9 protein-coding genes are annotated in these 13378 nt (G+C 53.1%); 5 read left to right on the top strand and 4 right to left on the bottom strand.

Translation table 11 applies throughout. From position 1 onward, the window contains the following. Positions 1-94 precede the first annotated feature (94 nt). The 5 genes from P2G53_RS03005 to P2G53_RS02985 all read left to right on the top strand — a co-directional run bounded on the left by P2G53_RS03005 (position 95) and on the right by P2G53_RS02985 (position 8215). Complete coding sequence (locus P2G53_RS03005) at positions 95-1414, top strand: deoxyguanosinetriphosphate triphosphohydrolase (RefSeq protein ID WP_275813500.1); 1320 nt, start codon at positions 95-97, stop codon at positions 1412-1414. A 61-nt stretch (positions 1415-1475) separates the two neighbouring features. Continuing rightward, a complete protein-coding gene (locus P2G53_RS03000) occupies positions 1476-5591 on the top strand; it encodes an EAL domain-containing protein (RefSeq protein WP_275813497.1) in 4116 nt (1371 codons plus the stop codon). 21 nt (positions 5592-5612) lie between these two features. Continuing rightward, positions 5613-5987, top strand: coding sequence for a translation initiation factor Sui1 (locus P2G53_RS02995; protein ID WP_275813494.1), 375 nt, complete (start codon positions 5613-5615; stop codon positions 5985-5987). Between the two features lie 162 nt (positions 5988-6149). After that, complete coding sequence (locus P2G53_RS02990) at positions 6150-7454, top strand: DUF945 family protein (protein WP_275813491.1); 1305 nt, start codon at positions 6150-6152, stop codon at positions 7452-7454. Beyond that, positions 7454-8215: an aspartyl protease family protein gene (locus P2G53_RS02985; RefSeq protein ID WP_275813488.1), complete on the top strand. Its 762-nt coding sequence runs from the start codon at positions 7454-7456 to the stop codon at positions 8213-8215. Before P2G53_RS02990 ends, P2G53_RS02985 begins: the two co-directional genes overlap by 1 nt. On the opposite strand, the gene P2G53_RS02980 is transcribed toward P2G53_RS02985, so the two are convergent. From P2G53_RS02980 to P2G53_RS02965, 4 genes are read right to left on the bottom strand one after another with little or no spacing between them, the layout of a single operon-like run. Then, positions 8206-9399, bottom strand: a complete 1194-nt coding sequence (locus P2G53_RS02980; protein ID WP_275813485.1) for a hypothetical protein — start codon at positions 9397-9399, stop codon at positions 8206-8208. The genes P2G53_RS02985 and P2G53_RS02980 overlap by 10 nt on opposite strands. Positions 9400-9402: 3 nt before the next feature. Then, a complete protein-coding gene (locus P2G53_RS02975; RefSeq protein WP_275813482.1) occupies positions 9403-10203 on the bottom strand; it encodes an outer membrane lipoprotein-sorting protein in 801 nt (266 codons plus the stop codon). Continuing rightward, a complete protein-coding gene (locus P2G53_RS02970) occupies positions 10181-12529 on the bottom strand; it encodes an MMPL family transporter (protein ID WP_275813479.1) in 2349 nt (782 codons plus the stop codon). Before P2G53_RS02970 ends, P2G53_RS02975 begins: the two co-directional genes overlap by 23 nt. Next, positions 12526-13278, bottom strand: coding sequence for a TetR/AcrR family transcriptional regulator (locus P2G53_RS02965; RefSeq protein WP_275813476.1), 753 nt, complete (start codon positions 13276-13278; stop codon positions 12526-12528). The genes P2G53_RS02970 and P2G53_RS02965 overlap by 4 nt, the downstream gene beginning before the upstream one ends. Positions 13279-13378 lie beyond the last annotated feature (100 nt).

Genomic DNA, 13378 nt, shown 5'->3' with positions numbered 1-13378 from the left:
TCTCCTGTAGATGAATGTTTTTGCAGTGGAACTCTTGCACTTGGCCGATAACAATAGTCATCTACGAATGTTGAATTACGAAGGAACCGTATAAATGTCAATGCAGTGGCACCGTCTGCTCACTACCCGCCGTTATGGTCATGCCGAACTGCCAGCGGAGGAAGCAGGGCGCAGCCATTTCCACAAGGATCAGGATCGCATCATCTTTTCCAGTGCCTTCAGACGGCTTGGGCGCAAAACCCAGGTGCATCCGATGTCGCTGAATGATCATATTCATACCCGGCTGACACATTCCATCGAGGTCGGAAGTTTGGGCCGCAGTCTCGGTATTCGTGTAGGTGAGGCCATTCAGGATCAGCTGCCTGACTGGGCCAGTGCTTACGATATTGGCATGATTGTGCAGTCTGCCTGTCTGGCCCACGACATCGGTAATCCGCCTTTTGGTCATGCGGGCGAATACGCAATTCGTGACTGGTTTAAACGTCAACAGCACAGCGTCTTTCTGCAGGACCTGACGGATCTGGAACGCAAAGACCTGATGACCTTTGAAGGTAATGCGCAGGGATTCCGGGTAGTGACACGCATTGAAAACCATCTGTTTGACGGCGGCCTTCGCCTGACCTATCCAACCTTGGGTACCTTACTGAAATACCCTTGGGGTGCTGCAGATGCTGGCAGTCGGGGTAAATTCAGTGCCTACCTGACCGAACTTGAGGTCTTAAATCATCTGGGTGAAGAGCTGGGTCTGATCCCCAAGGGTGAAAATCGCTGGTGCCGCCATCCACTGACCTATCTGATGGAAGCCGCCGATGATATCTGTTATGCCATCGTCGATCTTGAAGATGCGGTGGAGCTGAGTATTCTGCATTTTGAAGAGATTCGTCCGATTCTGCTGCAGCTCTGTGGTGTTGAAACCTTTGATGATGACATTCTTTCCTCTCAGGCGTCTGCCCGTCGCAAGATCTCTGCTCTGCGCGGCAAGGCGATGGAACATATGGTGAACTCGACGGTCAGAGCCTATCTGAGCAATCAGTCTGCCATTATGGCGGGTGACTACACTGGTGAACTGTTGCTGGATGGAGACCCTGATGTCGCTGCAGGTATCCGGCGGGCAAAAACACTGGCGCGTGAACAGGTCTTTCCCGACACCCGTAAAACCGAACTGGAGGTGGGGGCCTATACCATTCTTGGCATCCTGCTGGAGGCTTTCTGTCATGCGGTGTATGAAAACCATAGTCTTGCCGGTCAGGAGCTCAGCTATCGCAGTGAACGGATTATCAGTCTGATGGGCATTCATGCGCCTGACCCCGGTATGCAACTTTATCCTGCGTATATGCGGGCGCTGGATTTTATCAGTGGTATGACCGACAACTATGCGACTTACCTGGCCCGGCAGATAGGCGGGCTGAATTGATGCTGGTGTTTGTTGGTTTACTGCGTCGTAAAACGGCATATTTCTCTGGTAGGTGAACGATATGGAAAAGTCGACGCCTGACGCCGGGGCGCTTAATGATCTGTCTGTTACCGAATCAAACCCGGATCAGGGTTCTTTACTTAACTCCTATCAGGAGCTGATGGGACCGCTGTTGCTCTATGGCGCAGCGGCACTTATTTTCTGGCTGCTTTCGGATACTTTATTAACCTGGCTGATAGCCGATCCCTACCAGCAGATCCTCACCGGCTTTTTGCTGGATGGGATCATGTTGTTCCTGACAACTGTGGTGTTTGGCTTGCTGCTGAAACGGCAGGATAAGCATAGCGACAGCCGGATTCTGAAAAATTACCGCTTCCGTCTGAGCTGGATATTTGCGGTATTGGCAGGGGTCTGCTTACTGGCAGCGGCGCTGGCAACGGGCTACAGCATTCAGCAGCGTGAGAGCAATGAAATCGCCCGGCTGCAATCCATTGCTGATCTGAAACAGGCTGAGGTGACGAACTGGATCACCAACCGTTTAAAGTCCCTTGAGTACCTTAAGGACAGTGACGAGCTGCGGATGCAATACAGCGAGTGGCAGCGCTCTGGCAAACAAACAGCCAGTCGAATGCTGCAGGACCGGCTCTACCAGATCAAAAAAACCGACCAGTACCAGCAGGTGACGCTGTATGACCAGCATCTGCAGCGTATCTGGGGCGATCCGCCAGCAAGTCAACAGCAGGAAAGCGCGCTGTTCAGAGAAACCCTCTACGATGTTTCAAACCAGCCTGCGCATCAGCTTTTGATGCCCTATCTACTTGATCCTTCCCGTAGCCTGATCGACTTCATGGTTCCACTGCCTGTCAATCCGCAGGGGGGGAATCCGGTTGTGGTGTTTCGTGCGAATCCTGCCAAAGGGTTATGGCCTGACCTGTTGCAGTGGCCGGTACCTAACACGAGTGGTGATGTGGTGTTGTTCAAACAGGAAGATCAACATGTGGTCTACCTGAACCATGTGCGTTTTCTGAATCCGCCCCAACTGGAAAACCGCTTTACCCTGGTCACGCCCGATCTGCTTGAGGCTCAGGTGTTGCGGGGCAGGGTGCGTCTGGGTGAAGTCGTCCGGGGTCTGGATTATCAACTCAAACCCAGTCTGGGGGTCTCGCGTCAGATACCCGACACGGCATGGTATCTGCTGGTAAAACTTGACCTGCAGGAAGTCTATGCGGGGATGAAGTATGAGGTCTGGCTGATCAACGCCATGGCCCTTCTGATGCTGATCGTGCTGTTTTTTGGTCTGGTATATCTCTATCAGATCCAGAAACTGTCTGTTGGGCGTTCGATACAGGCGCTTCAGGCAAACCGGCTAAGGACGCAACGACTCCTTTCAGCGATTGCTGACAGCTCGACCGAGCCAATTTTTGCCAAGGATCTGCAAGGCCGTTACACCATGTGTAATGAAGCCCTGGCGCGGATTCTGGCGATGCCGGTCGCGGAAATTCTGGGCAAGGATGACCGGGCGTTGTTCCCTGCCACTCAGGCAGCGCAGCTGCGACTGAATGATCAGCTGATTATTTCGCGTCAGACTGAACGCACCTTTGAAACCGAGGTGGATACGCCCACCGGTAAACATATATTCCTGTCTAATAAAGGACCGCTGAGGGATGAACATGGCCGCGTGATAGGGATCTATGGCATTGCCAAGGAGATCACCACCATCAAGCAGATTGAACGGGATCTGCGCGAGCATAAGGACCGTTTGCTGGAAGCTCAGCGCATCGCCCGTTTGGGGAGCTGGGAGTACAACGTCTCCGACCGGAAGATGTTCTGGTCAGATGAGATGTACCACCTGATGAATCTGCACATAAGATTACAACCCCCTAACTTTGTGTCCTTTATCCGTATGGTGCATCCGGATGATCGTCAGGCAGTACTGCATACATTGCTGCATGCCCGTAAAAATGGTTTGGCGTATGAGCTGGTGCACCGCATTAAACAAGACGGTGGTGCGGTACGTTATGTGTTGTCCAAAGGGCAGTTCTGGCGCCAGACGAACGGTAAACTTCAGCGTGGTTTTGGTACGGTTCAGGACATCACTGACCAGAAACGTTCTGAAGAGGAACTGCGTCTGGCGGCGAACGTGTTCAGTCATGCACTTGAAGGCATCATGATCACCAGCCGCGATGGGCTGATTCTGGATGTGAACAAAGCTTTCACTGAGATTACCGGCTACCAGCGTGATGAGGTGCTGGGTAAAAACCCCAGCATCCTGCAGTCCGGTGAGCAGGATGCCTCTTATTATCGCCAGATGTGGGTGAAACTGGCTGAAAACGGTTACTGGTCCGGGGAGATCTGGAACCGCAAAAAAGATGGTCAGGTATTTCTTGAGCGCCTGACCATCACCGCCGTAAAAGATGAACATGGTCAGGTACAGCACTATGTGGCGCTGCTGGCGGATATTACTGAACTCAAAGAGCATCAGCGTCGTCTGGAACATATCGCCCATTTCGATGCGTTGACAGGGTTGCCAAACCGTCTGCTCATGGGGGATCGCATCCGTCACGCCATTCAGAAGGTTAAGCGTCGGGATAACCGTCTCGCGGTGGTCTATCTGGACCTTGATGGATTCAAAGAGGTCAACGACACCTTTGGTCATGATAGCGGTGACCAGTTGCTGATGAATATCTCCACCAGGATGCGAGAAGCACTGCGAGAAAGTGATACGCTCGCCCGCCTGGGGGGCGATGAGTTTGTCGCTGTGCTGGAGGATCTGGATAGTGAAGACGCCAGTGTCCCGGTGCTGGAGCGTTTGCTCGATGCAGCGTCTAAACCCATAAAGGTTGAGGATAACCTGCTTCAGGTATCAGCCAGCGCCGGGGTGACTTTTTATCCGCAGCTGGAGGAGGTGGACGCGGATCAACTGCTGCGACAGGCAGATCAGGCGATGTATCAGGCCAAACTGGCCGGTAAAAACCGCTATCACCGGTTCGACTCAGAACAGGACCGAAGCCTGCGCGGTCACCACGAATCCCTCGATCGGATCGCGAATGCATTGGCCGAGGGCGAATTTGTACTGCACTACCAGCCCAAGGTCAGAATGCGCAGCGGTGTGATTGAAGGGGTAGAAGCGCTGATCCGCTGGCAACATCCGGAGCGTGGTCTGTTGTCACCTGCGAACTTCCTGCCGGTGATTGAAAACCATCCCCTGTCGATTGAGCTGAGTGCCTGGGTGGTGCAGGAAGCGTTGCAGCAGCATCAGCGCTGGCGCTCGGAAGGACTGGTGCTGCCGGTCAGTGTCAATGTCAGTGCCTATCAGATTCAGCAGCTCGATTTTGTTGAGTGGTTAAAACAACAACTGGAACAACATGCACTGTTGTCACCCGATTGTCTGATGCTGGAAGTGCTTGAAACCAGTGCACTTGAAGATATCGAACATGTCTCCAGAGTGATCAGAGCCTGCAGCCAGTTCGGTGTGCGTTTTGCCATGGACGACTTCGGCACCGGATATTCTTCCCTGACCTACCTGAAGCGGTTGCCGGCACAACAGCTTAAGATTGATCAGTCGTTTGTGCGCGACATGCTGGATGACCCGGAAGATCTGGCGATTCTGGAAGGTGTACTGGGTCTGGCACAGGCCTTCCGTCGGGATGTGGTGGCTGAAGGTGTTGAAAATGAATCCCAGGGTGAGCTGTTACTGCAACTGGGGTGTGAGGTGGCACAGGGGTACTTTATAGCCAAACCGATGCCCGCTGAGCAGATCAATACCTGGGTGAGGAGCTGGCAGCCGCCAGAATTATGGCAGCGTACCGCCAGGGTCAGTCGGGAGGATATCCCTCTGCTCTTTGCCTGTACTGAACACCGGGCATGGATTCGTACCCTTGAAACCGCGCTTAACGGGGTACTGGATATTGCAGAAATCCTGGAGCTCGATCCGATGCATTGCAATTTTGGTCGCTGGCTCAGTAATCAGGCGGCGGAGCACTACCAGTACAACCCCTTACTCTCCACGGTGGACCGTTTACACCGGGAGTTGCATCAGATGGCTGCGGAATTAATGGCTGTGAACAGGTCCCAGCCCAACCCTGAGCGGGTAAAACTGCGTTTGGAAGAGATCTATGCAAAACGTGATGAGATTCTGAACCTGATGCGCCGCATGTTATCATCAGCAAAGCGTTAAATGTTTCAGCAGGACAGTATTTTGGCGTCACTATCAGATCAGTTAAAAGGGCTTGTGTACTCCACCGAAAAGGGCGATCTCTGTCCCGGTTGTGGCGAACCTGTAGCGGAATGTTGCTGCGCGCAGCTTGAGGATGAAGCGCGCCTGAGCAAACTGGACGGCATTGTACGTATTCGTCGGGAAACCGCGGGCCGCAAGGGTAAAGGTGTGACCACGATCAGCGGGGTGCCACTGCCCGATGCCCAACTTAAACAGCTGACAGCCAGGCTGAAAAAGAGCTGCGGCACAGGAGGCGCTCTGAAAGCCGGCGTGATCGAAATTCAGGGTGATCATCGTGACAAGCTGAAACAGTTGCTTGAAAACGAGGGTTTCACTGTGAAGCTGGCAGGTGGCTGAAATGGCAGGTAAACAACCCTGTATGCGTTGCTGGATGCTGCGCCTGGCACTGGTATTTATGCTGGTAGTAATGCTATTTATGCTGAAAGGGCTGGCCGGTTTCCTTGCCTGAGCCAGTAAACGCTTTGAACAGGTTCTGCAGGATGCAGTATTGAGGTAGCGATGAAACGATTTTCGCTGTTGGTTTTGGTGGTCATCGCACTGGCCGGGTATGCTGCCGGGGTTTCCTACACCGGCCAGCAGGCTGAACAGGCATTGGAGCATGAGCTTGATCGCCTGGAACGTGAAAGCCCCTATCCACTGGCGCTGAATCTGATCGGGTCGCGCGGTTTTCTCTCTTCTCACTATCGGCTTGAAGTTGAACTGGACCAGAGCTTAACCGAATTAAGGGCGCTGCTGGACAGCGATCTGATTCCGTTTGATCTGGTGGTGCAGAACGGCTTTTTTACCGCCGACTATCGAATGACCGTTGCGCCGGGCCGCTTGCAGGACCATTTGCAACAATGGCAGGTTAACCCAAACCACTCGCTGCCTCTGTTTACACTCGAACTGACCCTTGATCCTTTTCATCAGGCGATCAGCCACACCTTTGCGCTGCAGATGCCTGCCCTGAACCTGCCCCTGCAACAGGGCTCTCTCCAGTTGGGAGCGCTTCAGGCTGATGGCCGTTTTCATCAGCAGGAGCTGAATCTGGCGCTGGATTTCGATGGCTTTGAGCTGCAGCAGGCACAAGCGCAACTGAGTCTGCAGGGGTTGTCACTGACTCAGCACGCACGGCTGCAGCCGGGTGCCGATCTGCACAGTGGATTGTATGAATTTGTCCATGTGAGTTTGAATCTTGAGCCGCTAAATCTGGATGCACAACGCAGCCAACTGCAGTTTGAGTCCCTGAGTATGGAGTTGAAACAGGAAGCGGCGGCGCCCAGACTGTTATTTGATAATCTAACCCAACTGAAAGATATCCATCTGCAGGACAAAGGCAGTGGCAAGGTGTTTGACTTCCAGTCTCTGGTACTGGATAGCCAGCTGGATATGGACCTGGCGGCTGCCATGGATCTGACCGGGACACTCGCACAGATGCGAACCCGACAAATGGCCAATCCCATGGTATTACTGCCGCTGCTGGATGCACTGACGCAGGAAGGTATCAATCTGCAACTGAATCAGTTCCAGCTTGTCTCTGATAAAGGTGCACTGGATGCTACCGGGCATCTGACGCTGGCTGCGTTGGCGTTGGAAGAGTTGATGAAAGATCCGGATCTGTTAAAACGGCGTCTGCTGATGAATGTTGAGCTGACGTTTGATCCGGAAATGGTGGAAACGGTTCAGGATGAGCAACTGACCGAACAGCTTGATAACCTGAAAGCGCAGGGTTATCTGATTGAGCAGGGTGGTCGTCTGATCAGCCATCTGCAACTTGAACAGGGTGAGCTCAAGGTCAATGAGATCCCGCTTGGGAGGTTGTGATGCGTGTATGCCTTTTTTCTCTGATGTTATTGGTCCTGCCGTTGTCGGCAGAAGCCAAAATCTATCAGTATGTGGATGACAATGGCCGTAAGGTGTTTGTTGATCAGTACAGCAAGGTGCCACCGCGCTTCAGAGATCAACTGGATGTGCGTGAGGAAGAGGGGGACCGGCTTGATGCTCAATCACGGCAGGCGCTGCAGCAACGACGGCAGTACCAGGACTGGCAGCAACAGCTGAAATATAACCGCCAGCAGATCATTAATGTCATGCAGGACTGGATCACCCCGGTGGGTATGCACCATAACCGGATCACAGTGCCGGTAAAGGTGGTGTATGGCTCACGTAATCTGACATTGCAGCTGGTGATGGATACCGGAGCGACCTCCACGGTACTGCACAAGGAAGCGATCAGTGGTCTGCGGGCGCAGTATCTGCCATCGGGTTATGCCCGGGTGGCGGATGGCCGTCGGGTGCAGACCGAAGCGATCAATCTGGATCGGATCGAGATCGGGCCTTACAAGATCAAGAATGTTCGGGCCGGCGTGATTGATTTCAAAGGTGGCTCACAGAGTACCAATGGCCTGCTGGGCATGGATTTTCTTTACCATGCCCGCTATGAGCTTGACCGGGACAACCGTCAGATTATCTGGGAACCAGAAAAATACCAGGCGCTGCAGGATGAGCTGAAACGCCTGGATGAGATTGAAGCGCAGATGCTGGAACAGCAACAGGCACAAGAGGTTGATAAACCTCAGAAGTAACGTTCCAGCGTCAGTTGCAGATGATCGTCACGGCGCAGTTGATAGAGTGGGTCCACTGGCTCATCGGCACTGAAGAAACGTCCATCCAGACTGATTCTCCAGTACCCTCCCAACCGACGGCTGGCTTCAAACACCACGGACTGGCTCTGGTAATCCAGGTCATGGCCAACACCAAACAGCAGCTCGCTGCTGGCGGCATCATTCAGAGCCAGTCGGGCACCGACAAACAGATCCCGCTGGAAGGTTGAGCTGGCCCTAGTACCGCGCTGATCCCAGCCATATTCCATCAGTAAACCCAGGTCGGCAGCAGAGTCCGCAATGCCATACAGGGTGTACTCAAAGCCCCCCTGCAGCGCCCAGAAATCATCCGCGCGGCTGTCACGGTAAAGCAGTTCCAGTTTCCACAGCCAACTGTCCAGTGTGGCTTGAAGATCAAGCCCAAACTGGTCCATTTGCGGGTAATACGGGGTCAATACAGGTACACCCTCTTCCAGTGTCAGCTGTAGCTCCGGATCACGTTGCGTACCATGAAACCAGTACAGTCCCAGATCCACCAGATCATAGCTGTTGCTCCAGCGCAGGGCGGTATCCAGATGTTTCTCTTCTGCCGCAGATTCATACTCAGCCCGTTTTTCGATAACAGGCAGGGCCGGGCGCAGCCGACCCTCAGAGCCGGCAAAGGTGCGCTCCCGAAAACCTGTCAGCAGGAACAGATCCACGATGCCCCAGTCATTGACCAGCGACAGGTTAAGCATCGGCTGGCCCAGCTTGTCTTCTCCGTCCAGATCTTCCACTGCATCGGTCTGATTGATGACATCGACCAGATGCTGAAATTCTGTGACACCCCAGAACACCCGTCGAATACCGGTGCGCAGCTCCCAGTCATCGCCTACATGAATCCAGCTCAGATCGCGAATATCAGCATGGCTGCGTTCTGCATCCCACTGGTCAAGTCGGATAAAGGGGGTGAACAACAGGCTGTCATTGCCAGATTCAGATGCCCAGTAAAACTCAGGCTGAGCAGACAGAGACAAACCGGTCTGATAATCCTGATCGGTATACAGACCCTGATCGGGGTAATAACGTAATTCACCCGCAATACTGCCAGACAGAGACACAGCCTGTCCGGTGATAGACCAGAGCAGGCTGGTGCAGGTGAGTACACTGAGAAGCGGTTTTAACATGGTTTAGCGTGCCCGTTTCAGACTGTTCTGATTAAAGTCGTCTTCCGTCAGGCCGGACTGAAAACGGTAGTTTTCCCATGTCAGTTCGGTGCTTTTGCCGGTCTGATGGTTTTCCATCAGCATACTGTCTGGACGCCAGTAATGGTTCAGGTATTGCTTATAATCATGGTGTGTCAGGGTTTTCAGCAAGGCATCTTTGCGGTCATAAAACTCGATCTTCCAGGGCCGGTATTCGGTTTTATCCAGCCAGACAATCTGCCGCGTATAACCTGAGTTAGGGTCATTCGGATAGTACTCTGCCACATAACACTCTAGCGTCTGCTCCGGGCAGTTTTCATCACGCAGGTAGCGGTAGCGGTATTTTTCCACTTCAAAGGAGGCCAGATCTTCGTAGGCAAATTCGGAACCCATAAACGGACCGGATTTGTTACGTGAGGCGATCCGTTTCACCCGTTTCAGTGCTGGCAGGTAAAGCCACTGCTCATCGGCTTCAATCGGATGGGAGAAACTCAGAAACGCGGTGCCCTTCACATCTGCCGGGTGGTCAAAGATGGTCAGACTTTTGTCACCATCATTCTGGATTTCCAGGGTTTTGATGCGCAGCGCACGGCGACTTTCCTGACCTTCACTGTTGCGCAGAATCATCGCCATATCAGCCTGACTGCTCTGCCACCCCTGATCACGGGCTTTGGCTGCTTTGGCAATGCGCAGTCCTTTTTCTTCGGCGGTTTCGGCCATCACCTGGCTGGCGCTGAGGCAAAGCGCCATCAGCAAAATCACTTTAGAGTGGTTGTTGCGTAGCATTGTTTTCTCCTGAAGTTGCAGAGGGCTGAGTGCTGTGGGCTTTTACGGGTGAACGGTCAAGCAGCATCAGCAGCGGTGGCAGGAACAAAAAGTCCACCACCAGGGCTATAAAGATGGTGATTGCAGTGAGCAAGCCCATATCTGCATTCACTTTGAACGTGGACTGGGCCAGCACCATAAAACCGGCAATCAACACGGCGGTGGTGACCCAGAGGGCTTTACCTACACTGCTGAAGGCATAAGCCACCGCTTCCTGACTGTTATAACCATGTTCCCGGCGGGCGCGCAGGTATTTGCTGAGAAAGTGCACCGTATCATCCACCACAATCCCCATGGTCATTCCGGCGACGACCGAGAGACCCAGACCAACCCGGCCATCCAGCAGATACCAGACACCAAAACCCATGGCGGCAGGGGTGATGTTTGGCAGCAGACTGATCAGACCAAAACGCACGGATTTAAGCGCGATACCCAGCAGCAGGGAGATCAGAATCAGGGCAAATACCACGCCCAGCAGCATGCTGTGTACATTGCGCTGGCCAATATGAGCAAACATGATGCTCGGGCTGGCAATCTGCAGGCTGTAGGGTGTGTCCTGTGCGGTGACCCAGTCTTTAACCCGTTGTTCCAGATCGATCAGCTCCTGGCTGGTCAGGTTATGGGTGGTCACAATCAGACGGGTGGAAGATTTGTCCACATTGAGCTGATTATTGAGATCAAGCCCGTAGGGCAGTGACATCTCGTACAGCAGCAGATACTGGGCGCTGAGTTCACGCTCATCCGGCAAACGATAATAACTGGCATCATCGCCGTGCATATTCTTGTTCAGACGCTTGAGAATATCGCTGAGGCTCTGCACGTGATCCACCTCCGGTTGCTGACGCAACCATTCGGTCAGATCACCCATCAGGTGCAGAAAGCGCGGCTGGTTGATGCCGCTGCTTTCGCCGCTTTCCAGCGAAATTTCCAGATAGGTCATGCCGGACAGGTTTTCCTGCAGATAATCAGTGGCCTGACGGAAGGGCACAGATTCATCAAAATACTTCACAAAATCATCGTTGATTTCGTTCTGCGGCATAAAGAAGATCAGCCCCCCCATCATCACAGCCGTGACCGGTAACAGCAGACGGCGCTGACGGATTACCCAGTCCCCCAGCCGTTGCATGGCGGTAAGAGAGTCGTCTGTTTTTACACTGACCCGTAGTGGCAGTAGTTTCAGCAGTGCCGGGAACAGCGTGACGGACAGCACGAAGGCAAGCATCACGCCGGTGGCGACCATGGTACCAAGGTCGCGGAACGGGGGTGAGTCGGAAAAATTGAGACTCAGAAAACCGATCGCGGTGGTGATGCTGGTGAGGAAGACCGGCTGAAAATTAATGCGCAGACTGTTGTAAATCGCGTCCTCTTTGCTTTTGCCCTGACGCATATCGTAATAAACACTGCTGAGAATATGCACACAATCCGCGACAACCAGCGTCAACACCATAATCGGTGTGGTTGCCGAAGGCCCCGTCAGGTAATAACCGGCCCAGCCTGCCAGCCCCATGGTGGCGGTAATCGAGAGCAGGATAATGACTACCGTTGCGAAGGTGCCGCTGAAGGTGCGCAACAACACAATCATGCTCAGAATGACCACGGCAAACATCAGTGGGACCAGGGTTGCGTTATCGTGCAGGGACGCTTCCGCAAAACTGTTGTTCATCACCACCATGCCACTGAGCTGAATATTGATCTCTGGATATTCAGCCATCAGCGAGGCCTGAATTTCACGTGCCTTAGTGACCACTTCGGGCACTTCAACCACCAGATTCTGACCTGGTAGCTGGATGGTGACATTCACCACGCTGACATGGGCCTGCTCTGAGATCAGTTTGTTGAGCAGCAGGGGTTCATTCAGGGCAATCTGAAGGCGCTCTGCCAGTTGGTCCGGTGTCAGAGACTGAGGGTCGCTGATCAGATCTTCGACCACCATGTCATCATCTTCAGCCCAGGTGTACTGGAAATTGGTGATGGAATCGACCCGGGTCGAGTACGGCAGTTGCCAGGCTTCATCTGTCAGGGTCTGCAATGCCGTCAGGGTGCGGGGTGTAAAGATCTGACCATCAGCAGGGGAGACAATAAAAGAGACATTGTCACTTTTACTGTAGCGTTTCTGCATCTGTTCAAAGGCGGTCAGTTGCGGGTTGGCATCGCTGAAAAACACCCGGTAATCACTTTTGAATACCAGAAATTGTGCTCCGGCCGCACTGAGAATGGCCAGCGTCAGGCTGATGACAACCACCCAGACCGGATGCCTGAGTACAAATCGAAATAGTTGCTCCTTCATAGTGGTTGTCCTTTGGCGGTTAAGCGTTGTTCGAGCTGTTCAATTTCTGCTTTAAACAGGCCGGTTTTTAGTTGTTCGATGGTAGGTTCAGGGTTCTGATGCAGTGGTAGCCAGCCAAAACTGTTCAGTAACAGGCTGCAGTGGCGCAGTACGGCTGGTTCCATCTCTATGTTCTGCCGCACAGCACAGCGCTCAAGATCTTCCTGCAGCAGGGCGATGGTGCCAAAACAGTTGGCCCAGAGCGCAAATGCCACGTCCGATTCACTGAAAGAGGCTGGTAAGCTCAGATCCCCGACACTGATGGCATCGCAGATGACTTGCAGAAAGACCTGTAGTAGCTGGTCTTCCTTCTGCTGATAGGCTTGCTGGCGTTTATCACTGGTTTTTTCCCAGATGGAAGGGGTTTTCGCGGTAATCACCAGCATAAAAGCGACGGGATTTATCTGAGCGTGCAGCATGTAAGCAAAACCAATGGCGGTAATCCTTTCGCGGCTGTTGCCGGGATAGGCGGCGGCGCGCTGGAACAGGTGTGACAGGTGTTCGAGTGCTTCAATGCACAGCCCGGTCAGCAGGTCCTCTTTGCCAGAAAAATGGTTGTAAACCGTGCCTTTGGAATAGGGGATACGATTCACCAGTTTGTCGATGGTAAGTCCGCTGACACCTTCTTCGGCGATGAGCTGGAATGCTGATCGGAGCATGACCTGTTCGCGTGCATCCAACTCGGCTGAATCTAGAATTTTCGGGCTCATATTACTGAGATCTTATAATGACGATCCGTCAAAAATAGTCTGAATAAATAGGTTTGGCAAATTTCATCCAACAACAAACTGTTGCAATCGAAGAGATAAT

Source organism: Neptuniibacter sp. CAU 1671 (assembly GCF_029222905.1).
In the GTDB taxonomy this organism is placed as follows: domain Bacteria; phylum Pseudomonadota; class Gammaproteobacteria; order Pseudomonadales; family Balneatricaceae; genus Neptuniibacter.
This window is presented reverse-complemented; position numbering and strand designations above follow the sequence as displayed.